25 protein-coding genes are annotated in these 22,983 nt (G+C 67.7%); 3 read left to right on the top strand and 22 right to left on the bottom strand.

Translation table 11 applies throughout. The features are described 5' to 3' along the window. Positions 1–2 precede the first annotated feature (2 nt). From rplF to rpsJ, 17 genes are all read right to left on the bottom strand, one after another. Positions 3–542 (bottom strand): 50S ribosomal protein L6, encoded by a 540-nt coding sequence (gene rplF, locus AB0N06_RS04575; RefSeq protein ID WP_366133248.1) that lies wholly within the window; start codon positions 540–542, stop codon positions 3–5. Positions 543–563: 21 nt separating this feature from the next. Continuing rightward, positions 564–962 carry a 30S ribosomal protein S8 gene (gene rpsH, locus AB0N06_RS04570; protein ID WP_005313538.1) on the bottom strand — a complete coding sequence of 133 codons (399 nt, stop codon included), beginning with the start codon at positions 960–962 and terminating at the stop codon, positions 564–566. A 224-nt stretch (positions 963–1,186) separates the two neighbouring features. Next, positions 1,187–1,372: a type Z 30S ribosomal protein S14 gene (locus AB0N06_RS04565; RefSeq protein WP_003948630.1), complete on the bottom strand. Its 186-nt coding sequence runs from the start codon at positions 1,370–1,372 to the stop codon at positions 1,187–1,189. A gap of 2 nt (positions 1,373–1,374) precedes the next feature. Further along, positions 1,375–1,932 carry a 50S ribosomal protein L5 gene (rplE, locus tag AB0N06_RS04560; protein WP_037688009.1) on the bottom strand — a complete coding sequence of 186 codons (558 nt, stop codon included), beginning with the start codon at positions 1,930–1,932 and terminating at the stop codon, positions 1,375–1,377. Then, on the bottom strand, positions 1,932–2,255 hold the full coding sequence (gene rplX / locus AB0N06_RS04555; protein WP_073786786.1) for a 50S ribosomal protein L24: 324 nt from the start codon (positions 2,253–2,255) through the stop codon (positions 1,932–1,934). The genes rplE and rplX overlap by 1 nt, the downstream gene beginning before the upstream one ends. Positions 2,256–2,257: 2 nt before the next feature. Next, the gene (gene rplN, locus AB0N06_RS04550; RefSeq protein WP_003966950.1) at positions 2,258–2,626 is read right to left on the bottom strand and encodes a 50S ribosomal protein L14; all 369 of its coding nucleotides are present in this window, start codon (positions 2,624–2,626) and stop codon (positions 2,258–2,260) included. A 106-nt stretch (positions 2,627–2,732) separates the two neighbouring features. Next, complete coding sequence (gene rpsQ / locus AB0N06_RS04545) at positions 2,733–3,017, bottom strand: 30S ribosomal protein S17 (RefSeq protein WP_030977953.1); 285 nt, start codon at positions 3,015–3,017, stop codon at positions 2,733–2,735. Then, entirely contained in the window at positions 3,017–3,241 is a 225-nt protein-coding gene (gene rpmC / locus AB0N06_RS04540; protein WP_014047786.1) for a 50S ribosomal protein L29, read from the bottom strand. The genes rpsQ and rpmC overlap by 1 nt, the downstream gene beginning before the upstream one ends. After that, positions 3,241–3,660 (bottom strand): 50S ribosomal protein L16, encoded by a 420-nt coding sequence (rplP, locus tag AB0N06_RS04535; protein ID WP_072485538.1) that lies wholly within the window; start codon positions 3,658–3,660, stop codon positions 3,241–3,243. Before rplP ends, rpmC begins: the two co-directional genes overlap by 1 nt. 5 nt (positions 3,661–3,665) lie before the next feature. Continuing rightward, a complete protein-coding gene (gene rpsC / locus AB0N06_RS04530; protein WP_037688007.1) occupies positions 3,666–4,502 on the bottom strand; it encodes a 30S ribosomal protein S3 in 837 nt (278 codons plus the stop codon). Next, positions 4,502–4,849, bottom strand: a complete 348-nt coding sequence (gene rplV / locus AB0N06_RS04525) for a 50S ribosomal protein L22 (protein WP_004571827.1) — start codon at positions 4,847–4,849, stop codon at positions 4,502–4,504. Before rplV ends, rpsC begins: the two co-directional genes overlap by 1 nt. A 42-nt stretch (positions 4,850–4,891) precedes the next feature. Next, complete coding sequence (rpsS, locus tag AB0N06_RS04520; RefSeq protein ID WP_003966956.1) at positions 4,892–5,173, bottom strand: 30S ribosomal protein S19; 282 nt, start codon at positions 5,171–5,173, stop codon at positions 4,892–4,894. Positions 5,174–5,185: 12 nt separating this feature from the next. Continuing rightward, entirely contained in the window at positions 5,186–6,022 is an 837-nt protein-coding gene (rplB, locus tag AB0N06_RS04515) for a 50S ribosomal protein L2 (RefSeq protein ID WP_266982598.1), read from the bottom strand. 39 nt (positions 6,023–6,061) lie between these two features. Then, the gene (rplW, locus tag AB0N06_RS04510) at positions 6,062–6,385 is read right to left on the bottom strand and encodes a 50S ribosomal protein L23 (protein ID WP_037688005.1); all 324 of its coding nucleotides are present in this window, start codon (positions 6,383–6,385) and stop codon (positions 6,062–6,064) included. After that, positions 6,385–7,035 carry a 50S ribosomal protein L4 gene (gene rplD, locus AB0N06_RS04505; protein WP_366133247.1) on the bottom strand — a complete coding sequence of 217 codons (651 nt, stop codon included), beginning with the start codon at positions 7,033–7,035 and terminating at the stop codon, positions 6,385–6,387. Before rplD ends, rplW begins: the two co-directional genes overlap by 1 nt. A 4-nt stretch (positions 7,036–7,039) precedes the next feature. Next, positions 7,040–7,684 (bottom strand): 50S ribosomal protein L3, encoded by a 645-nt coding sequence (gene rplC / locus AB0N06_RS04500; RefSeq protein WP_366133246.1) that lies wholly within the window; start codon positions 7,682–7,684, stop codon positions 7,040–7,042. A gap of 13 nt (positions 7,685–7,697) precedes the next feature. Further along, the gene (rpsJ, locus tag AB0N06_RS04495; RefSeq protein ID WP_003948644.1) at positions 7,698–8,006 is read right to left on the bottom strand and encodes a 30S ribosomal protein S10; all 309 of its coding nucleotides are present in this window, start codon (positions 8,004–8,006) and stop codon (positions 7,698–7,700) included. Between the two features lie 408 nt (positions 8,007–8,414). On the opposite strand from rpsJ, the gene AB0N06_RS04490 reads away from it, so the two are divergent. From AB0N06_RS04490 to AB0N06_RS04480, 3 genes are all read left to right on the top strand, one after another. Continuing rightward, entirely contained in the window at positions 8,415–8,663 is a 249-nt protein-coding gene (locus tag AB0N06_RS04490) for a hypothetical protein (RefSeq protein WP_366133332.1), read from the top strand. Positions 8,664–8,665: 2 nt separating this feature from the next. After that, entirely contained in the window at positions 8,666–11,473 is a 2,808-nt protein-coding gene (locus tag AB0N06_RS04485) for a poly(A) polymerase (RefSeq protein ID WP_366133245.1), read from the top strand. Between the two features lie 308 nt (positions 11,474–11,781). Beyond that, positions 11,782–13,761 (top strand): PIG-L family deacetylase, encoded by a 1,980-nt coding sequence (locus AB0N06_RS04480; protein WP_366133326.1) that lies wholly within the window; start codon positions 11,782–11,784, stop codon positions 13,759–13,761. Positions 13,762–13,866: 105 nt separating this feature from the next. Here AB0N06_RS04480 and tuf read toward each other — a convergent pair whose 3' ends face one another. The 5 genes from tuf to AB0N06_RS04455 form a co-directional block, all read right to left on the bottom strand. After that, positions 13,867–15,060 carry an elongation factor Tu gene (gene tuf / locus AB0N06_RS04475; RefSeq protein ID WP_266358734.1) on the bottom strand — a complete coding sequence of 398 codons (1,194 nt, stop codon included), beginning with the start codon at positions 15,058–15,060 and terminating at the stop codon, positions 13,867–13,869. Positions 15,061–15,220: 160 nt separating this feature from the next. Then, positions 15,221–17,347 carry an elongation factor G gene (fusA, locus tag AB0N06_RS04470; protein ID WP_366133244.1) on the bottom strand — a complete coding sequence of 709 codons (2,127 nt, stop codon included), beginning with the start codon at positions 17,345–17,347 and terminating at the stop codon, positions 15,221–15,223. Positions 17,348–17,385: 38 nt separating this feature from the next. Then, complete coding sequence (gene rpsG, locus AB0N06_RS04465; RefSeq protein ID WP_030977935.1) at positions 17,386–17,856, bottom strand: 30S ribosomal protein S7; 471 nt, start codon at positions 17,854–17,856, stop codon at positions 17,386–17,388. A 2-nt stretch (positions 17,857–17,858) separates the two neighbouring features. Further along, a complete protein-coding gene (gene rpsL, locus AB0N06_RS04460; RefSeq protein ID WP_003948652.1) occupies positions 17,859–18,230 on the bottom strand; it encodes a 30S ribosomal protein S12 in 372 nt (123 codons plus the stop codon). A gap of 772 nt (positions 18,231–19,002) precedes the next feature. Further along, entirely contained in the window at positions 19,003–22,902 is a 3,900-nt protein-coding gene (locus tag AB0N06_RS04455; RefSeq protein WP_366133243.1) for a DNA-directed RNA polymerase subunit beta', read from the bottom strand. Between the last annotated feature and the right edge of the window lie 81 nt (positions 22,903–22,983).

Here is a 22,983-nt window from a genome sequence, read left to right as displayed (position 1 = left end):
GGCTACTTACCAGCCTTTCCGACCTTGCGGCGGATGACCTCGCCGGCGTACTTGACGCCCTTGGCCTTGTACGGGTCAGGCTTCCGCAGCTTGCGGATCTTGGCCGCGGTCTCGCCGACCTTCTGCTTGTCGATGCCCTCGACAGTGAACTTCGTGGGGGACTCCACCTTGAAGGTGATGCCCTCCGGGGCCTCGATCAGGATCGGGTGGCTGTAGCCCAGGGCGAACTCCAGGTTGGAGCCCTTCGCCTGGACGCGGTAACCGACACCACTGATCTCGAGCGCCTTGATGTATCCCTGGGTCACACCGGTGATCATGTTCGCCACCAGCGTGCGGGACAGGCCGTGAAGGGCCTTGTTCTGACGCTCGTCGTTCGGGCGGACGACGTTCAGGACGCCGTCCTCACCCTTGGTGACCTCGATCGGCGCGGCAACGGTGTGCGAGAGGGTGCCCTTGGGGCCCTTCACCGCGACCGTGCGGCCATCGATGGTGACGTCCACACCGGCGGGAACCTGGATGGGGAGCTTGCCGATTCGCGACATGAGCTATTCCTCCGTTCCCGACTACCAGACGTAGGCGAGGACTTCCCCACCTACGCCCTTCTTCTGCGCCTGCTGGCCGGTCAGGAGACCGTGGGACGTGGAGATGATCGCCACGCCCAGGCCGCCGAGGACCTTCGGCAGGTTGGTGGACTTTGCGTATACACGCAGACCCGGCTTCGAGATTCGCTTGATGCCGGCGATCGAGCGCTCGCGGTTCGGGCCGAACTTCAGCTCGAGGACGAGGTTCTTGCCGACCTCGGCGTCCTCGACCTTCCAGCCGGTGATGAAACCCTCCTGCTGGAGGATCTCCGCGATGTGCGACTTGATCTTGCTGTGCGGCATCACGACGGAGTCGTGGTACGCCGAGTTCGCGTTACGCAGACGCGTGAGCATGTCTGCGATGGGATCAGTCATGGTCATGAATTGGCCTTCGGCCTCTCTCGCCGGGGTTTCCTGTATGCGCCATCCCTCTCCCCACTCAGTGGCGGGACGGGTGCGGTGCGGGGACCTACGGCGTAGTAAGTCGGTCCAGGGCGGCAGGCGCCCAACCCTTCAAGCCTACGGCATGAAGAGCCGGACTCCTGCCGACCAGATGCTTACCGAGAGCTTCCGGGTAGTTCCAACGCCCAAAGGGCGAGGGAGATTTACCAGGAACTCTTGGTCACGCCCGGCAGCTCGCCACGGTGAGCCATCTCACGAAGGCACACGCGGCACAGGCCGAACTTGCGGTAGACGGAGTGGGGCCGGCCGCAGCGCTGGCAGCGGGTGTACCCGCGGACGCCGAACTTCGGCTTACGGGCGGCCTTAGCGATCAGAGCCTTCTTCGCCACGGTCAGTTCTCCTTGAACGGGAAGCCGAGGTGACGAAGGAGGGCACGACCCTCGTCGTCATTGGTCGCCGTGGTGACCACGGTGATGTCCATGCCCCGGACCCGGTCGATCTTGTCCTGGTCGATCTCGTGGAACATGACCTGCTCCGTGAGACCGAAGGTGTAGTTGCCACGGCCGTCGAACTGCTTCGGCGACAGGCCACGGAAGTCACGGATACGCGGCAGCGCGAGCGACAGCGTACGGTCCAGGAACTCCCACATCCGGTCACCGCGGAGGGTGACGTGGCAGCCGATCGGCTGACCCTCGCGCAGCTTGAACTGCGCGATGGACTTGCGGGCCTTGGTGACGGCCGGCTTCTGGCCCGTGATCGTGGTGAGGTCGCGCACGGCGCCATCGATCAGCTTGGAGTCGCGGGCGGCGTCGCCCACACCCATGTTGACCACGATCTTGACCAGGCCGGGGATCTGCATGACGTTCTCGTACGAGAACTCCTCACGCAGCTTGCCGGCGATTTCCTCGCGGTAGCGCGTCTTGAGACGCGGCGCAGTGGTGGCAGTCATCAGATGTCCTCACCGGTCCGCTTGGCAACGCGGATCTTGTTGCCCTCGTCGTCAAAGCGGTAGCCGACGCGGGTGACGACCTTCTTGCCGTCCTTCTCCACAACCAGCTGAACGTTGCTGACGTGAATCGGGGCCTCGGTGGTGACGATGCCGCCGGTCTGCGAACCGCGAGCCGTCTGACCGGCCTTGGTGTGCTTCTTGACCCGGTTGACACCCTCGACGAGGACGCGGTCCTGAGCGGGGTAGGCCACGATGACCTTGCCCTGCTTGCCCTTGTCCTTACCGGTGATGACCTGAACCAGGTCGCCCTTCTTGATCTTCATGCTTACAGCACCTCCGGCGCGAGCGAGATGATCTTCATGAACTTCTTCTCGCGCAGCTCACGGCCCACCGGGCCGAAGATACGGGTGCCGCGGGGGTCGCCGTCGTTCTTCAGAATGACGGCGGCGTTCTCGTCGAAGCGGATGTACGAGCCATCCTGACGACGACGCTCCTTGACGGTGCGAACGATGACGGCCTTGACGACGTCACCCTTCTTCACGTTGCCACCGGGGATCGCGTCCTTGACGGTGGCGACGATGACGTCACCGATGCCCGCGTAGCGGCGACCCGAACCACCGAGAACACGGATGGTGAGGATTTCCTTCGCACCCGTGTTGTCGGCGACGCGAAGTCGCGACTCCTGCTGGATCACGTCTATCTCCTGATCGTCTGCCGGTTCCCGGTGGGGTTCGAACCCTGAACGGGTCGAACCCCACCGAGCCTGGCGGAACTTGCCTGAGGGGAATGCCCCTCAGGAATTACTTGGCCTTCTCGAGGATCTCGACGACGCGCCAGCGCTTCGTCGCAGACAGCGGCCGGGTCTCCATGAGGAGGACACGGTCGCCGACGCCCGCAGCGTTCTGCTCGTCGTGAGCCTTCAGCTTGTTCGTACGGCGGATGACCTTGCCGTACAGGGCGTGCTTGACGCGGTCCTCGACAGCGACGACGACAGTCTTGTCCATCTTGTCGCTGACGACGAGACCCTCACGGGTCTTGCGGAAACCGCGGTCGGTGTTCGTCTCAGTCACAGTCTTCTCGCTCATCAGACGCTCTCCACCGTCTCGATGCCCAGCTCGCGCTCGCGCATCAGGGTGTAGATCCGGGCGATGTCCTTACGGACGGACTTGAGCCGGCCGTGGTTCTCGAGCTGTCCGGTCGCCGCCTGGAAGCGGAGGTTGAACAGCTCTTCCTTGGCCTCGCGGAGCTTGTTGAGCAGCTCCTCGTTGCCCAGCTCGCGCAGCTCGGACGCCTTGGTTCCGGCCGACATCACGCCTCACCTGCCTCGCGCCGAACGATGCGGCACTTCATCGGAAGCTTGTGAGCAGCGCGGGTAAGCGCCTCACGAGCAATCTTCTCGTTCGGGTAGGACAGCTCGAACATCACCCGACCCGGCTTGACGTTCGCGATCCACCACTCGGGAGAACCCTTACCGGAACCCATGCGGGTCTCGGCGGGCTTCTTCGTCAGGGGACGGTCCGGGTAGATGTTGATCCAGACCTTGCCGCCACGCTTGATGTGGCGGGTCATCGCGATACGAGCTGCCTCGATCTGGCGGTTCGTCACGTACGCCGGGGTCAGCGCCTGGATGCCGTACTCGCCGAACGCAACCTGCGTGCCACCCTTGGACATACCGCTGCGCTTCGGGTGGTGCTGCTTGCGGTGCTTGACCCTACGGGGGATCAGCATTTCGGTCAGGCCTCCGTTCCGGTGCTCTCAGCCGGAGCAGCGGCGGCGGGAGCGTCGGCCTTGGGGGCCTCGGCTGCCGGCGCGGACTGCTGCGGCTTGCGACCGCGACCGCCACGCTCGCCACCGCGGCCACCGCGGCCGGCCGGGCGGTCAGCGCCGCCACGGGCCGGGCGGTTGCCTGCGCGGGCAGCAGCGTTCTCGGCGCGGACCTCGGCGATGTTCTTGACGTCGCCCTTGTAGATCCAGACCTTCACACCGATGCGGCCGAAGGTCGTCTTGGCCTCGAAGAAGCCGTAGTCGACGTTCGCGCGGAGCGTGTGCAGGGGCACGCGGCCCTCGCGGTAGAACTCCGAGCGGGACATCTCGGCGCCGCCGAGGCGGCCACCGCACTGGATCTTGATGCCCTTGGCGCCGGCCTTCATCGAGCTCTGCATGCTCTTGCGCATCGCACGACGGAAGGAGACGCGGGAGGAGAGCTGCTCGGCGACGGCCTGGGCCACCAGCTGAGCGTCCACCTCGGGGTTCTTGACCTCGAGGATGTTCAGCTGGACCTGCTTGCCGGTCAGCTTCTCCAGCTCGCCACGGATGCGGTCGGCCTCGGCGCCACGGCGACCGATGACGATGCCCGGGCGGGCGGTGTGGATGTCAACGCGGACGCGGTCGCGGGTGCGCTCGATCTCAACCTTCGAGATACCGGCCCGCTCCATGCCCTTCGTCATCATGCGACGAATGGCGACGTCTTCCTTGACGTAGTCCTTGTACAGCTTGTCGGCGTACCAACGGGACTTGAAGTCCGTGGTAATGCCGAGTCGGAACCCGTGCGGGTTTACCTTCTGGCCCATTACCGGGTTCCTTCCTTGCTGCTGACGACCACGGTGATGTGGCTGGTCCGCTTACGGATCCGGTAGGCACGGCCCTGAGCACGCGGACGGAACCGCTTCAGGGTCGGGCCCTCGTCCACGTACGCCTCGCTGATGACCAGCGAAGAGGCGTCGGTGTGGTCGTAGTTGTGTGCAGCGTTGGCAATGGCGCTGTCCAGCACCTTGCCAACCGGCACGCTCGCGGCCTGCGGGGCGAAACGCAGGACCGCCTGAGCCTCCGTGGCATCCATGCCACGGATGAGGTCCACCACGCGGCGGGCCTTCATGGGCGTGACGCGGATGTACCGCGCCTGGGCCCTGGCTTCCATGGTTGTCCCTTCGGTGTAAGTCATAGTCGTTCCACTCCGCGGTTAGCGGCGCTTCGACTTCCGGTCGTCCTTGACGTGGCCGCGGAAGGTGCGAGTCGGCGAGAACTCGCCGAGCTTGTGGCCGACCATCGACTCGGTGACGAACACCGGGACGTGGATCTTGCCGTTGTGCACCGCGATGGTGTGACCCAGCATGGCCGGGACGATCATCGAGCGACGGGACCAGGTCTTGATGACGTTCTTGGTGCCTGCCTCGTTCTGTACGTCCACCTTCTTGATGAGGTGGCCGTCGACGAAGGGCCCCTTCTTGAGACTGCGCGGCATCTAAACCCGCTCCTAGCGCTTCTTGTTCGTCTTGCGGCGGCGGACGATGTACTTGCTCGATGCCTTCTTCGGCGAGCGAGTACGACCCTCCTTCTGACCCCACGGCGAGACCGGGTGGCGACCACCGGAGGTCTTGCCCTCACCACCACCGTGCGGGTGGTCAACCGGGTTCATCGCGACACCGCGGACGGTCGGGCGAACGCCCTTCCAGCGCATGCGGCCGGCCTTGCCCCAGTTGATGTTCGACTGCTCGGCGTTGCCGACCTCGCCGATCGTGGCGCGGCAGCGGGCGTCGACCAGGCGGATCTCACCCGACGGCATACGAAGGTGGGCCATGGTGCCCTCCTTCGCCAGCAGCTGCACGGAGGCACCCGCGGAACGGGCGAACTTCGCGCCGCCGCCGGGCCGCAGCTCGATGGCGTGGATGGTCGTACCGACCGGGATGTTGCGCAGCGCCAGGTTGTTACCGGGCTTGATGTCGGCCGTCGGGCCGTTCTCGACCCGGTCGCCCTGCGTCAGTCCACGCGGCGCGATGATGTAGCGCTTCTCGCCGTCCGCGTAGTGCAGGAGCGCGATGCGCGCGGTGCGGTTGGGGTCGTACTCGATGTGCGCGACCTTGGCCGGCACGCCGTCCTTGTCGTGACGACGGAAGTCGATCACTCGGTAGGCGCGCTTGTGGCCACCGCCCTGGTGGCGAACGGTCACACGACCGGCGTTGTTACGGCCGCCCTTGCTGTGCAGGGGGCGGACCAGCGACTTCTCCGGCGTGGACCGCGTGATCTCGACAAAGTCGGCGACGCTGGAGCCACGACGGCCCGGGGTCGTCGGCTTGTACTTGCGGATACCCATTTCTCAGTCCTCGTCCGATTCCGGACGACTCGACCTCCGTCAGGAGGTCGGGCCGCCGAAGATGTCGATACGGTCGCCCTCGGCGAGGGTCACGATGGCGCGCTTGGTGTCAGCGCGCTTGCCGAAACCGGTCTTGGTGCGCTTGCGCTTACCCTGCCGGTTGATCGTGTTGACCCCGGTGACCTTGACCGAGAAGACCGCTTCCACGGCCTGCTTGATCTGGGTCTTGTTGGAGCCGGGCGCGACGATGAACGTGTACTTGTTCTCGTCGAGCAGCGCGTAGCTCTTCTCGGAAACGACCGGCTTGACGAGAACGTCGCGCGGGTCCGTGAAGGTCTTGCTGGTTACGGTCGCCTCGCTCATCAGGCGTCGCTCCCTTCGGTCTCATCGGCCTTGGGGCCAGACACGAAGGACTCGAAAGCGGCCTGGGTGAAGACCACGTCGTCAGAGACGATCACGTCGTACGTGTTGAGCTGGCCCGGCTCCAGGATGTGCACCTGGGGCAGGTTGCGGGCGGACAGCCACGCGGCCTCGTCGGCGCGGTCGACGACCAGGAGCAGGTTCTTGCGCTCCGAGATCTTGCCGAGCAGCGTCTTCGCGGCCTTCGTGGAGACTGCACCGTCGACCACGCCGGTGACGACGTGGATACGGGAGTGGCGTGCCCGGTCGGAGAGGGCACCGCGCAGGGCGGCGGCCTTCATCTTCTTCGGGGTGCGCTGCGAGTAGTCACGCGGCTGCGGACCGTGGACGACGCCACCGCCGACGAACTGCGGTGCGCGGGTCGAACCCTGGCGGGCGCGGCCGGTGCCCTTCTGGCGGTACGGCTTGCGGCCACCACCACGGACTTCGCCGCGACGCTTGGTCTTGTGCGTGCCCTGACGGGCAGCAGCCAGCTGAGCGACAACGACCTGGTGGATCAGCGGAACGCTGGTCTTCGCGTCGAAGATCTCCGCGGGGAGCTCGACGGTACCGGCCTTGACGCCTGCCGGCGAAAGGATGTCAATGGTGCTCATTACCTCAAGCCCCCTTGGCCGCGGTACGGACCAGGACGAGGCCGCCGTTCGGACCGGGGACTGCGCCCTTGATGAGGAGCAGACCCTTCTCCGCGTCAACCGCGTGGATGGTCAGGTTCTGGGTGGTGACACGCTCGTTGCCCATGCGACCCGCCATGCGCATGCCCTTGAAGACACGGCCGGGGGTGGCGCAGCCACCGATGGAGCCGGGCATACGGTGCACACGGTGGGCACCGTGGGACGCCTTACCACCCTTGAAGTTGTGACGCTTCATCACACCGGCGAAGCCCTTGCCCTTGCTCTTGCCCGTGACGTCAACCTTGACGCCGGACTCGAACACTGCGGCAGTGACCTCCTGGCCCAGCGTGTACTCGCTGGCGTCAGGGGTGCGGAGCTCCACCAGGTGGCGGCGCGGGGTGACGTCGGCCTTGGCGAAGTGGCCCTTGAGGGGCTTGTTCACCTTGCGCGGGTCGATCTCGCCGAAGGCGATCTGGACCGACTCGTAACCGTCGTTGTCGTTGGTGCGGACCTGGGTGACGACGCAGGGCCCGGCCTTGACGACGGTCACCGGGACGACCCGGTTGTTCTCGTCCCAGACCTGGGTCATGCCGAGCTTCTCGCCCAGGACGCCCTTAATGTTCTTAGCCATCTCGCGCGTCACCTCAGAGCTTGATCTCGATGTCGACGCCGGCCGGCAGGTCGAGACGCATCAGCGAGTCAACCGTCTTCGGCGTGGGGTCGAGGATGTCGATGAGGCGCTTGTGCGTGCGCATCTCGAAGTGCTCGCGCGAGTCCTTGTACTTGTGCGGCGACTTGATGACGCAGTACACGTTCTTCTCAGTGGGCAGCGGCACCGGGCCCGCGACCGACGCACCAGTGCGGGTCACCGTCTCGACGATCTTCTTCGCCGAGGAGTCGATGACCTCGTGGTCGTAGGCCTTGAGCCGGATGCGGATCTTCTGTCCCGCCATGGCTACTAGTAGTCCTGTCTCTCGTAACGCTCTGGAACCCGGGGGTTCTCGTGACTCCTCCTCCGACCCACGCGGTCGGGCGTGTCGCATCCCCTCTACGCAGATCTCCCGAAGGATTTCCCAACCAAGGGGGTGCGGGCCGTGGACCGCGCTGTGCTCAATCAAGAGCGTCGGGGGTGGAACACCCACCGGGTGCCTGGTCGGCGCCCCACTTACGCTTCCCGAAAGATTCCCGTACGTCCGGCCCACATGGGGCCGACGAGTACTGTGGGACTCGCTTCCGGTCCTCCCGGCGGGAGGCGCGCAGCATTGACACTCAACCGAGCAACCTGGTCAGTGTGCCATACGTGGCGGGAGCCTGGCCAATCCGGCCGAAGAGATTACCCCGCGGGTGTTGCGTGTCAAACCGTGCCTCACCCAACGCCCTGCGACGCGGCGTCCGGACGCCGGAAGAGGCGCAGGAGGAATATCCGCTGGAACGCCGCTCCCCCGTCCTCCTGCGCTGAAGAGCTGACCCAGCGCAACGCCGCACGCGAGCACCCGGTGCCGCCCCGCGTCCTCGCCGCCCAGCTGCACCGCTTCGGCCCGCCTTACCCGGGCCAGGCGCACCGCACCTGGTACATCGGGGCGAGTGGGACCATCGAGGAGGAGGCGTAGCCGTGCGCACCAGCGAAGAGATCTACCACCGGGTGTGCTGGGACGCGCGCTTCGACCCCGCCCGTTTCGTGGTCGGGATCAACCAGCGCGGCGCCCCGCCCGAGCGCATCCCGCTGCCCGCGTTCGTGCCGGGCGGCGAGATCCCCTGGCACCGGGTGCTGTTCTTCGAGGCCGACGGCGAGGTCGTATGGAACCGGGCCACGGGCGTCGACCGGATCGACGACACGGACGCCGGGAGGGTGCGGGAGGCACGCCGGCTGCGGGCGCCGTTCTTCACGGCCCGCACGCCGTACGCCTGGGACGGTGCCGACTGGGTCCCCGCGCGGACGCCCCGGGCTGCCGGGCCCGCGGGACGGCTGCGCGTGCTGACCTGGAATGCCCTGTGGGACCGCTACGACGCCGACCGCATCGGCACCGCCGTGCGCAGACCGCTGCTGATGACCGCACTGCGCGAGGCCGACGCCGACGTCGTCGCGCTCCAGGAGGTGGAACCCTCGCTGCTCACGCTGCTGCTCCAGGAGCCGTGGGTGCGTGAGACGTACACCCTGGGAACGGAGCCGGCCTCGCGGGACGTCGACGAGTGCGGTGTGCTGCTGCTGAGCAGACTGCCCGTGCGGGAGGCCGGACACCACGCGCTCGGGCCGCACAAGGCGGTGGTCGCCCTCGTCGTGGAGACCGGTGCCGGGCCGGTCACGGTCGCCGCGACCCATCTGAGCAGCAACCACTCGGAGAACGGCGCAGAGCGGCGGGACGCCGAACTGGACCGGATCGCCGAGGGTCTGGCAACCCTCGACGGCGACCTCGTCCTCATGGGCGACTTCAACGATGGCACCGAGGCGCCGGGCACGGTGCTCGGGATGCGCGACGCGTGGAGCGAGGCCCACGGCCCGGACGACGCGACGCCGACGTTCGACCCGCGCGTCAATCCGCTGGCCGCGGTCTCCTCGCTGAGCGGGCGGGCGTCCCGGCTGGACCGGGTGCTGCTGCGCGCGGACGGACTGCGGGTGCGGCGCGCCGAACTCCGCGGCGATGTCCCCACGGCCGAGGGCCTGTACATCTCCGACCACTACGGCGTGCTGGCCGAACTGGCCCCTGTGGTCACGGAGAGCGCCGAGGTCCTGGACGTACCGCCCACGGCCCGTACGGCACTGGCATGGATCCCGCCGCAGGAGCTCTGGCCGCCGCTGCAGGCGATCCGGCGGGACCACGACCCGCAGATCCGCCGCTGGCCACCGCACGTCAATCTGCTCTTCGGCTTCGTCCCCGAGTACGCCTTCGAGCAGGCGGCCCCTTTGCTCGCCGCCGCAGCCGCTGCGTGTGCGCCCTTCCATGCGCGGCTGGCAGGTGTGCACTGGTTCGGGCACCGCGAGGGGGCCACGGTGTGGCTGGACCCGGCGGCCGCGGGCGAGGAGCCCTGGGCCGGCCTGTGGGAGGAGCTGGTGCGGCGGTTCCCCGCCTGCCGCGGCCACCACGGAGGCTTCACCCCGCACCTCAGCCTGGGCCGGACCACGGACCCGCACGCCCTGGCCACCGAGTGCGGTTGGCGGCTCGATCCGATGCCGGTCCGGGTCGGGGAGCTGGCGCTTCTGTCGCGCCGCGGCGACGAGCCGATGCGGGTACGGGCGACGGTGGCGCTGGGAACGGGCGAGGTGCGCTGGGTACCGGACGCACCGTCGCCGGACGAGCCCCCCGCGCCCGGCCACGGGAACCCCGGCCCGGCCTCGGGTGGCGCCCACCCGGTCGCGGACGCCACCGGCGTCGTACGCCGGGTCCGCGAGGCACTGGCCGACGGGGTCGTCCATGTCGTCGGCTCCCGGCGCATGGGCTGCGCCCTGCCCGGAGCAGATCTGGATCTGGTGGCGGCGCTGCCGGGCGATGCCGAACTGACCGTTGTACGAGCCCGGTTGGCGACGGCGCTGCCGGAGGCAGCGGACGTCCGGGAGGTGACCGGAGCGCGGGTCCCCGGTCTGCGGACGGACGTCGACGGCCTGCGCGTGGACCTGGTCGTGGTCCCCACCGGTCCGATGGACCCGGCCGATGCGGTGGAGCACCGAGCGGAGTTGGGCGAGCCGGCGGCGGTCGCGCTCAGCGCGGTGAGCGACGCGGAGGCGGTGCTCGCCCTGGCGGGCGACCGGCAGGAGGCTTTCGCGCGACTGGCCCGGGAGGTCAAGGCCTGGGCGAAGGCACGCGGCCTGGACTCGGCGCCCTTCGGCGGACTGCCCGGACTGGCGTGGTCCGTCCTGGCGGTCCGTACGGTCCGCGGGGCGGATGACCTGTCGCCCGACGCGCTGCTGCGGCACTTCTTCGCGACCTGGGCGGCCTGGGACTGGCGCGTGCCGGTGGGCACGGCGGGACCGCAGGTACCGGAACGGCCGGTCACGATCACGACTCCGTCGGAGCCCGTACGCCCCTGCACCGACCAGGTCACGCCGGGCATGCGCGACCTGCTCACCCAGGAGCTGTTCCGCGCCTGGGAGCTGCTGGAGACGGGCTCCCCCGGGCTGCTGTCACCGCCGCCGCTGCACCGCCGCCACGCGGCCTGGGCGGTCGTGGCCGTACCACCGGAACCGGACGAGGGCCGAGTGTGCGGCCGGATGCGCGCCCTGATCGGCGACCTGTCGCACATGGCCCCCGAGTGCCACGCCTGGCCCCGTCCCTTCGGCACGAACCCGGTCCGCTACGCGATCGGTCTCGGTCCGGTCCCTCCGGACCGCACACTGGTCGACGAGGTCGCGGAGCGCCGACTGCGGGGACTCACCGGGGTCACGCTCACGCGCGTCGATGGCGGGGCCGTGCCCACCCTGCACTGACCCGACCGGCCGACCGGCCCTCAGCGAGTCGCGCCGCGCTCCAGGGCCACGGGATCGGCACCGCCGTCCTGCGCGGCCTGCTGGAACGCGCCGACGCCGGATGGTGCGCCGGTCCGGCGTGGAGCCGCGACAAGCAACGCGACCGCTCCGATCCCCGTCTAACCTGCCGCGGGAAGCGGCACTGACCGGCTGCTTCGACGGAGTGAGCGGACGGAGCACGGGGCGTGAAGGATCGATTCGGCCTGGAACCGGGCCGTGCCGCGGTGCGGCGGCGCAGCGTCGTGGCAGCCGCCGCAGCAGCCGTCCTGATGGGCGTCGGCGCCTGTTCCGTACCGGCCCCCCGGCGCAGTGACCCCATGGCCGATCCGGCGCCCGGAATGGTGATCGGCGACGCCCGGCAGTCCCTGCTGATGCAGATCCTCGCCCACCCGGACGACGACCTGTACTTCATGAACCCGGACACCCAGCAGGCTTTGGACGCCGGGACCCCGGTGGTCTGTGTGTACCTCACCGCCGGTGAGGCCATCGGCATCAACCGGATTCCCGGCGCGCCGCGGCCCGCCGCCGACAAGGCGGCGTACTCCTCCGCCCGGCACCAGGGGCTGCGCCAGTCGTACGCGATCCAGCTCGGGCTGCCGATGTTCACCGCCTGGCAGAAGTCCGTCACCGCGCTGGCGGGCGGGCGCCGGGCCGAGATCAACACCCTGGCGCACGGCGGACGTCGAGTCGAGCTGATCTTCCTCAACACGGCGATGCACACCGGCCGCGGCCGACTGGGGCTGCCCAGCCTCTGGCACGACCGGGAACTCGGTCTGCCCACCGTCGTCGCCGAGGGCTCGCCGCTGAAGCGGACGGGCTCGTACACGTACGACGGGATGATCGACGTCCTCGTCGGGCTCCTCGACCGCTACCGGCCGACCCTCGTCCACACCATGGATCCGGACCCGGACATCCAGCACAGCACCGAGGCCGTCCGCCGCCGGGACAGCGAGCAGCCCGGCTACTCCGACCACCCCGACCACACCGCGACCGCCTCGTTCACCTGGGCGGCGCTGATCCGGTGGGTGGCCCGCGCCACCGGGGACGGTGGGCCCGTGCCGCGGTTCGTCACCACGGCGTACCGCGGCTACTACAACCGGCACTGGCCGAAGAACCTGCCGTACCGCGTGCTGAAGGAGAAGGCGGCGCATCTCGTCCCGTACGGGGGTGACGCCGACTGGCGGTGCGGGAACGTGGCGGGCTGCGGGGACTACAACGTGGGCGGCAACAGGCCGCTGACCAACCGCAAGGGCTGGGTCCGCTCCACCCATTACCGCTACCCGGGCCCCCGCCCCACCCTCGCCGCCGGAACGGACGGGCGGCTCACCGCGTACGGAGTCCTCGGACTGCGGGCGGTGCGGTGGCGCGAGAGCGCACCCGGCAGCGGGGTCTGGGGCGATCCCGACGATCTCGGCGGCGGACCGCTGGCCCCGGTGCTCGGCGGGGCGACGACGGCGGACGGCAGGCAGCTGCTGTTCGGGCTGCGCTTCGCGGCGCTCGGCGGGCACGGGGCGGCCGACGAGCGGGAGATCGTGCTCCTCGAACAGAGCTCCCCGGCAGGCGCCTTCCGCGCCTGGCGGGGGCTGGGCAACCCGGAGCGGGACCAGGACCGCAGCCGCAGGATCGGCGCCCCGGTGGCGGTGACAGCGCCCGACGGGCGGGTCCATCTCTTCGTACGGAACGCGGAGAAGGGCCTCAGCACGCGGGTGCGGGAACGGTCCGGGCGATGGAGCGACTGGAGGGACACGGGCGGCGGCGAGGTCCAGGACGAACTGAGCGCCGTGGTGGACGGAGAGGGCCTGGTCCATGTGTTCGCTGCCGGGCATCACACGGTGCACCACTGGACGCAGGAGACACCCGGAGCCGGACTGACCGCCCATCCGCAGATCGGCGGGGTGCCGGTGCCGGGCGACGGGCCGGCCGCGCAGGTCGTCGCGGACGGGTCCGTGGAGCTGCTGTACCGGGCGGCGGCGCGGGCCGCACTGACGGTCGTCCGCGCGGGGGCGGCGGAGGAACGCACCGACTTCGACGGGTACGGGCCGGTGACCGTGGCCGGTTCGCCGTTCGGGCAGGTGCTGCTGGGCCGCACCGAGAAGGGCCGGATCCAGCTCCGTACCGGCGCGCGGCTGTCCGTACGCACCCGGGGACCAGTGGCGCTCGACGGTCCCGCACTGTACGCGGAGGGCATGCGGCGCCCGGCGGTGGTGGGGCTGGGGCCGGATGCCCGCCCCTGGTTCTGGCGCCCGTGACGCCGCACCGGGACATGGCGAAGGGCCCCGGTCCACCGCTTGCGCGGCGGGCCGGGGCCCTTCTTGGTGCTCTGTGCGGAGCAACCAGGTCAGACAGTCAAGTAATTACTTGACGATCTTGGTGACCTGGCCGGCGCCCACGGTCCGGCCACCCTCACGGATGGCGAACTTCAGGCCCTCTTCCATGGCGACCGGCTGGATCAGCACGACGTTCATGACGGTGTTGTCGCCCGGCATGACCATCTCGGTGCCCTCGGGAAGGGTCACAACGCCCGTCACGTCCGTGGTACGGAAGTAGAACTGCGGGCGGTAGTTGTTGAAGAACGGGGTGTGACGGCCACCCTCGTCCTTCGACAGGATGTAGGCCTGGGCCTCGAACTCGGTGTGCGGCGTGACCGAACCGGGCTTGATGATGACCTGGCCGCGCTCGACGTCCTCGCGCTTGATGCCACGGAGAAGCAGACCGACGTTCTCACCGGCCTGGCCCTCGTCGAGCAGCTTGCGGAACATCTCGATGCCGGTGACCGTGGTGGTGGTCTTCTCCTGCTTGATACCGACGATGTCGACGGTCTCGTTGACCTTCAGGACACCACGCTCGATACGACCGGTGACGACGGTGCCACGACCGGTGATCGTGAAGACGTCCTCGATCGGCATCAGGAACGGCTTGTCGACGTCGCGCTCGGGCTGCGGGATCGACTCGTCGACGGCCTTCATCAGGTCGAGGACGGTCTGGCCCCACTCCTTGTCGCCCTCAAGAGCCTTGAGCGCCGAGACCTTGACGACCGGCAGGTCGTCGCCCGGGAACTCGTACTCGGAGAGGAGCTCACGGACCTCGAGCTCGACGAGCTCCAGGATCTCCTCGTCGTCCACCATGTCGGCCTTGTTCAGGGCGACGACGATGTACGGAACGCCGACCTGGCGGGCCAGGAGCACGTGCTCCTTGGTCTGCGGCATCGGGCCGTCGGTGGCGGCGACCACGAGGATGGCACCGTCCATCTGCGCGGCACCCGTGATCATGTTCTTGATGTAGTCCGCGTGACCCGGGCAGTCGACGTGCGCGTAGTGACGCGACTCCGTCTGGTACTCGACGTGCGCGATCGAGATCGTGATACCGCGCTGGCGCTCCTCGGGAGCCTTGTCGATCTGGTCGAAGGCCGAGGCCTCGTTCAGGTCCGGGTACGCGTCGTGCAGCACCTTGGTAATGGCGGCCGTGAGGGTCGTCTTACCGTGGTCAATGTGACCGATGGTGCCGATGTTGACGTGCGGCTTAGTCCGCTCGAACTTCGCCTTCGCCACTGGGTCCTCCTGTGGAGTGGTTCTGTACGCCTTGCTTCATCGGCGCCAGGTGATCTTTGCTGGGATGCCGGGGCCAGGGGCATTCACCGCATTGCTTGCGCTCTGCGACGAATGCCCCATCAGGCTCCGGTGACAAGCCTAAAGCGTGAGCTCGGGAGAGTTACTCGCCCTTGGCCTTCGCGATGATCTCCTCGGCGACGTTCCGCGGAACCTCGGCGTAGGAGTCGAACTGCATCGAGTAGCTTGCGCGACCCGAGGTCTTGCTGCGGAGGTCTCCGACGTAGCCGAACATCTCCGAGAGGGGCACGAGGCCCTTCACGACGCGAGCGCCGCTGCGCTCCTCCATGGCCTGGATCTGGCCACGGCGGGAGTTGATGTCACCGATGACATCGCCCATGTAGTCCTCGGGCGTGGTCACCTCGATGGCCATCATCGGCTCGAGGAGCACGGGGGACGCCTTGCGGGCACCCTCCTTGAACGCCTGCGAACCGGCGATCTTGAACGCCAGCTCGGAGGAGTCGACCTCGTGGTAGCCACCGTCGAGAAGGATGACGCGGACGCCGACCATCTCGTAACCGGCCAGGATGCCGAACTGCATGGCTTCCTGAGCACCCGCGTCCACCGAGGGGATGTACTCACGGGGGATGCGGCCACCGGTGACCTTGTTGACGAACTCGTACGAGGCCTCGCCGCCCTCGATGGGCTCGATCGCGATCTGCACCTTGGCGAACTGACCGGTACCACCGGTCTGCTTCTTGTGGGTGTAGTCGATGCGCTCGACGGCCTTGCGGATCGTCTCGCGGTACGCGACCTGGGGCTTGCCGACGTTGGCCTCGACGCGGAATTCGCGCTTCATGCGGTCGACGAGCACCTCGAGGTGCAGCTCGCCCATACCACCGATGATGGTCTGGCCGGTCTCCTCGTCGGAGTGCACCTGGAAGGACGGGTCCTCCTCGGAGAGGCGCTGGATGGCGACACCCAGCTTCTCCTGGTCACCCTTGGACTTGGGCTCGATGGCGACCTGGATGACCGGCGCCGGGAAGTCCATGGACTCCAGGATCACCGGGTTCTTCTCGTCGCACAGCGTCTCACCGGTGGTGGTCTGCTTCAGGCCCATGACGGCGATGATGTCGCCGGCGCCCACCGACTCGATCTCCTCACGCTTGTTCGCGTGCATGCGGTAGATCTTGCCGATGCGCTCCTTCTTGCCCTTGACGGAGTTCAGCACCGAGGTGCCGGACTCCAGGCGGCCCGAGTAGACCCGGACGAAGGTGAGCTTGCCGAGGTGCGGGTCGCTCATGATCTTGAACGCGAGGGCCGCGAGCGGCTCGTCCTCGGACGGCTTGCGCTTGACGACCTCCTCCGGGTCCTTGACGCTGTGGCCCTCGATGGCCTCGACGTCCAGGGGGGAGGGGAGGTAGCGCACGACGGCGTCGAGCAGGGGCTGAACGCCCTTGTTCTTGAACGCGGTGCCGCAGAACACGGGGGTGACGGTCTTCGCGCCGCCCTTGCCCGAGTTGATGGTGATGCGACGGATGCCCGCGTAGAGCTGCTCCACGGAAGGCTCTTCGCCCTCCAGGTAGAGCTCCATGAGCTCGTCGTCGTTGTCCGCGGCGGCTTCGAGGAGCTTGGCCCGGTACTCGTCGGCCTTCTCCACGAGGTTCGCGGGGATGTCGACGATGTCGTACGCCTCGCCCTTGGTGGCTTCCACCGGGTAGACGAACGCCTTCATCGTCACGAGGTCGACGACGCCCGTGAAGTCGGCCTCGGCACCGATCGGGAGCTGCATGACGATCGGGGTCGCGCCGAGGCGGTCCGTGATCATCTGGACGCAGCGGAAGAAGTCGGCACCGGTGCGGTCGAGCTTGTTGACGAAGCAGATACGCGGCACGCCGTAGCGGTCCGCCTGACGCCAGACGGTCTCGGACTGCGGCTCGACGCCGGCGACACCGTCGAACACGGTGACGGCGCCGTCGAGGACGCGGAGCGAACGCTCCACCTCGACGGTGAAGTCGACGTGACCCGGGGTGTCGATGATGTTGATGGTGTGGTCAACATCATTGAGCGGCCAGTGGCAGGTCGTCGCGGCCGACGTGATCGTGATGCCGCGCTCCTGCTCCTGCTCCATCCAGTCCATCGTGGCAGCGCCGTCGTGGACTTCACCGATCTTGTACGAAACGCCGGTGTAGAAGAGGATCCGCTCGGTGGTGGTCGTCTTGCCCGCGTCGATGTGGGCCATGATCCCGATGTTGCGGACCTTGGCCAGGTCAAGCGAAGTGGTGGCCATAAGGCTCAATCTTCTCTCGGTCTCGATGTGGGTAGCGACTACCAGCGGTAGTGCGCGAAGGCCTTGTTGGACTCGGCCATCTTGTGGGTGTCCTCGCGCTTCTTGACGGCAGCGCCAAGACCGTTGGAGGCGTCGAGCAGCTCGTTCATGAGGCGCTCGGTCATGGTCTTCTCGCGGCGGGCGCGGGAGTAACCCACGACCCAGCGCAGCGCGAGGGTGGCGGCGCGACCGGGCTTGACCTCGATCGGCACCTGGTAGGTGGCGCCACCGACACGGCGGGACTTGACCTCGAGCGAGGGCTTGACGTTCTCAAGCGCGCGCTTCAGCGTGATGACCGGGTCGTTGCCGGTCTTCTCGCGGAGGCCTTCCATGGCGCCGTACACGATCCGCTCGGCGGTGGAACGCTTGCCGTTGAGCAGGATCTTGTTGATCAGCGAGGTGACAAGAGGAGAACCGTAGACCGGGTCGATGATGACCGGGCGCTTCGGGGCGGGGCCCTTACGAGGCATTCTTACTTCTCCTTCTTGGCGCCGTAGCGGCTGCGGGCCTGCTTGCGGTTCTTGACACCCTGGGTGTCAAGGGAGCCGCGGATGATCTTGTAACGAACACCCGGCAGGTCCTTCACACGGCCACCACGCACGAGCACGATGGAGTGCTCCTGCAGGTTGTGTCCCTCACCCGGGATGTAGGCCGTGACCTCGATACCGGAGGTCAGACGCACACGCGCGACCTTACGGAGGGCCGAGTTCGGCTTCTTCGGGGTGGTCGTGAACACACGCGTGCAGACGCCGCGGCGCTGGGGCGAACCCTCAAGCGCGGGCGTCTTGTTCTTCTCGACCTTGTCCTGCCGGCCCTTCCGGACCAGCTGCTGGATCGTAGGCACTACTTCTCCGGTTTCTGTGTGCCGTTCGTGAAACTAACCTGGAACGTCACCGACCCACGCGGTCGGGTGTGTCGAATGCTGCGGACTCCCGCCCGAGGGCAGAAGGGGCACAGATCACGGTGGCCACTGACGGGCTCGCCGTGCGGTTGAGGACACGCACACGAGCCCAGGCACACCCCAGGCACAAGGTCTGAGCGTACCTACCTCACGGACTCCGGTCAAAACAAATGCTGTCCGCCGGGATGCGCGGGACAGAGCGTTGCGTCCCGTTCACCACCTGGTACAAACCAGTCGTTCCCCGCACATGCCCGGGTCACTTTCATCAGCCTCTCGCCCCACCGGCCGGCGGGGCGCGCCGAGGGGCACTCCCCCTCGCTGACCACCCAAAAACTCCCGGCTCGCCCTGGACGGCATGCGTGAGAACCGACTCCGCATGATCCAGGCCCAGATGGACCCGCCTGGCCCGTCGCTCGGCAGCGACAGAGAGCTACGAGCGGGAGGGGCCGAAGAAGCTCGCTCTGCGGGCACTGAGCCCTGTTCCGAACCAGCGGCTTCCCGGGTGGACCCCGCAAACCCCGCGACACCACAGCCGCCGTTGGACGCCCGGACGGGGCCGTACACGGGACCGGCTGGACCGCGCGCACGGCCCCGCCGCCGTCCGGCGAGCCGCGGCATTCCGGGCCGCAGCCCGGACACCGACCCCGCACACGCCGGAGGGCGGTCACCCCGTTGCGTACGGGGTGACCGCCCTCCGGTCGATCAGGCGACTCGCTTACTGGTTGTACGGACCGTAGTCGTAGTCCTCCAGCGGAACGGCCTGGCCGGAGCCCGTGCCGAACGGCGAGTAGTCGATGTCGTCGTAGCCGACGGCCGAGTACATCGCGGCCTTGGCCTCCTCGGTCGGCTCGACCCGGATGTTGCGGTAACGGGACAGGCCCGTACCGGCCGGGATGAGCTTACCGATGATGACGTTCTCCTTGAGGCCGATCAGGGAGTCCGACTTGGCGTTGATCGCCGCGTCGGTCAGAACCCTGGTCGTCTCCTGGAAGGACGCCGCCGAGAGCCACGACTCGGTGGCGAGCGAGGCCTTGGTGATACCCATCAGCTGCGGACGGCCGGAGGCGGGGTGACCGCCCTCAGTGACCACACGACGGTTCTCGGTCTCGAACTTCGACCGCTCGACCAGCTCGCCCGGCAGCAGCTCCGCGTCGCCGGACTCGATGATCGTCACGCGGCGCAGCATCTGCCGGATGATGATCTCGATGTGCTTGTCGTGGATCGACACGCCCTGCGAGTTGTACACCTTCTGGACTTCGCCGACCAGGTGGACCTGGACCGCGCGCTGACCGAGGATGCGCAGCACGTCGTGCGGGTTGGTGGCACCCACGGTGAGCTTCTGGCCCACCTCGACGTGGTCGCCCTCGCCCACCAGCAGACGGGCACGCTTCGAGATCGGGAACGCCGTCTCGTCGCTGCCGTCGTCCGGGGTGACGACGATCTTCTTGGTCTTCTCGGTCTCCTCGATACGGATGCGGCCGGCCGCCTCCGAGATCGGGGCGACACCCTTGGGCGTACGGGCTTCGAAGAGCTCGACGACACGGGGCAGACCCTGGGTGATGTCGTCACCGGCCACACCACCGGTGTGGAAGGTACGCATCGTCAGCTGGGTACCGGGCTCACCGATGGACTGGGCGGCGATGATGCCGACCGCCTCACCGATGTCGACCAGCTTGCCGGTGGCGAGCGAGCGTCCGTAGCAGAAGGCACAGGTGCCGACCGCGGACTCACAGGTCAGGACCGAACGGGTCTTGACCTCCTCGACTCCGGCGCCCACCAGGGCGTCGATCAGGACGTCACCGAGGTCGACGTTGGCAGGCGCGATGACCTTGCCGTCGACGACGACGTCCTCGGCGAGCATGCGGGCGTAGACCGAGGTCTCGACGTCCTCCGTCTTGCGGAGCACACCGTCCGCACCCTTGACGGCGATCTTCAGCTTGAGGCCACGGTCGGTGCCGCAGTCCTCCTCGCGGATGATCACGTCCTGCGAGACGTCCACCAGACGACGGGTCAGGTAACCCGAGTCGGCGGTACGCAGGGCGGTGTCCGCCAGACCCTTACGGGCACCGTGCGTGGAGATGAAGTACTCCAGAACGGTGAGGCCCTCACGGAAGGACGCCTTGATCGGACGCGGGATGGTCTCGTTCTTGGCGTTGGACACCAGACCACGCATACCGGCGATCTGACGCATCTGCATCATGTTTCCTCGGGCACCCGAGTCAACCATCATGAAGATGGGGTTCGTCTTGGGGAAGTTCGCGTTCATCGCCTCGGCGACCTCGTTGGTCGCCTTGGTCCAGATCGCGATGAGCTCCTGCGTGCGCTCGTCCTTGGTGATCAGACCGCGCTCGTACTGCTTCTGGACCTTCTCGTCCTGAGCCTCGTAACCCGCGACGATGGCCTTCTTGGCCTCGGGCACGACGACGTCGGAGATGGCCACGGTGACACCCGAGCGGGTCGCCCAGTGGAAACCGGCCGCCTTCAGGTTGTCGAGCGTCGCCGCCACGATGACCTTGGGGTAGCGCTCGGCCAGGTCGTTGACGATCTCGGAGAGCTGCTTCTTGCCCACCGAGTAGTCGACGAACGGGTAGTCCTCGGGCAGCAGCTCGTTGAAGAGCGCGCGGCCCAGGGACGTACGCAGCCGGAACGTGTCGCCCTGCTGGTACTCCTGCTCGCCCTCCTCGGCGACCGGCGGCACCCAGCCACGCGGCGGGATGGTGCCCACCGGGAAGCGGATGTCGACCTGCGCCTGGAGCGACAGCTCGCCGGCGTCGAAGGCCATGATCGCCTCGGCCGTGGAACCGAAGGAACGGCCCTGGCCGATGACCTTGCGCTCCTCCTCGTCCGTGGTGAGGAAGAACAGGCCCAGCACCATGTCCTGGGTCGGCATGGTGACGGGACGACCGTCGGCCGGCTTCAGGATGTTGTTCGAGGACAGCATCAGGATGCGGGCCTCGGCCTGCGCCTCCGCGGAGAGCGGCAGGTGCACGGCCATCTGGTCACCGTCGAAGTCCGCGTTGAACGCGGTGCAGACGAGCGGGTGGATCTGGATGGCCTTGCCCTCGACCAGCTGCGGCTCGAAGGCCTGGATGCCGAGGCGGTGCAGGGTCGGTGCACGGTTCAGCAGCACCGGGTGCTCGGCGATGACCTCTTCGAGGACGTCGTACACCACGGTGCGGCCGCGCTCGACCATGCGCTTGGCCGACTTGATGTTCTGCGCGTGGTTCAGGTCGACCAGGCGCTTCATCACGAACGGCTTGAAGAGCTCCAGCGCCATCGCCTTCGGCAGACCGCACTGGTGCAGCTTCAGCTGCGGACCGACGACGATCACGGAACGCGCGGAGTAGTCCACACGCTTACCGAGAAGGTTCTGACGGAAACGACCCTGCTTGCCCTTGAGCATGTCGCTCAGGGACTTCAGCGGGCGGTTGCCCGGACCGGTGACCGGGCGACCACGGCGGCCGTTGTCGAACAGCGCGTCGACGGCCTCCTGCAGCATCCGCTTCTCGTTGTTCACGATGATCTCGGGGGCACCGAGGTCAAGGAGACGCTTCAGGCGGTTGTTGCGGTTGATCACACGGCGGTACAGGTCGTTCAGGTCGGAGGTCGCGAAGCGGCCACCGTCCAGCTGCACCATCGGACGCAGGTCCGGCGGGATGACCGGCACGCAGTCGAGCACCATGCCCTTGGGGCTGTTGCTGGTCTGCAGGAACGCGGAGACGACCTTGAGGCGCTTGAGCGCACGGGTCTTCTTCTGGCCCTTGCCGGTACGGATGATCTCGCGGAGGCGCTCGGCCTCCTCGTCGAGGTCGAAGGACTCCAGGCGCTTCTGCAGGGCAGCGGCACCCATGGAGCCGTCGAAGTACGTGCCGAAGCGGTCACGCAGCTCGCGGTAGAGCAGCTCGTCGCCCTCGAGGTCCTGGACCTTGAGGTTCTTGAAGCGGTTCCACACCTCGTCGAGACGGTCGATCTCGCGCTGCGCACGGTCGCGCAGCTGCTTCATCTCACGCTCGGCACCCTCGCGCACCTTGCGGCGTACGTCGGCCTTGGCGCCCTCGGCCTCGAGCTCGGCCAGGTCGGCCTCGAGCTTCTTGGCGCGGGCCTCCAGGTCGGAGTCGCGACGGTTCTCGACCTGCTGACGCTCGACGGAGACGTGCGCCTCCAGCGAGGGCAGGTCGCGCGCACGGCGCTCCTCGTCCACGAACGTGATCATGTACGCGGCGAAGTAGATGACCTTCTCGAGGTCCTTCGGCGCGAGATCGAGCAGGTAGCCGAGGCGCGACGGGACGCCCTTGAAGTACCAGATGTGAGTGACGGGAGCAGCAAGCTCGATGTGGCCCATGCGCTCACGACGCACCTTGGCGCGCGTGACCTCCACGCCACAGCGCTCACAGATGATGCCCTTGAAGCGGACACGCTTGTACTTGCCGCAGTAGCACTCCCAGTCCCGGGTCGGACCGAAGATCTTCTCGCAGAAGAGTCCGTCCTTTTCGGGCTTGAGCGTGCGGTAGTTGATGGTCTCCGGCTTCTTCACTTCGCCGTGCGACCAGGTCCGGATGTCGTCCGCGGTGGCAAGGCCGATCCGCAGCTCGTCGAAGAAGTTGACGTCGAGCACTTGTCGTCAATCCCTCTTTCGGGGTCGAGTCTCAATCAATGGTCTGAACGGGTCCGGGGAGAGCCGGCCGCCCCTGAGCGG

This window comes from Streptomyces sp. NPDC051020 (assembly GCF_040683105.1).
Taxonomy (GTDB): Bacteria; Actinomycetota; Actinomycetes; order Streptomycetales; family Streptomycetaceae; genus Streptomyces.
The sequence above is the reverse complement of the archived record's forward strand: the minus strand, read 5'-3'. Positions and strand labels throughout refer to the sequence as shown.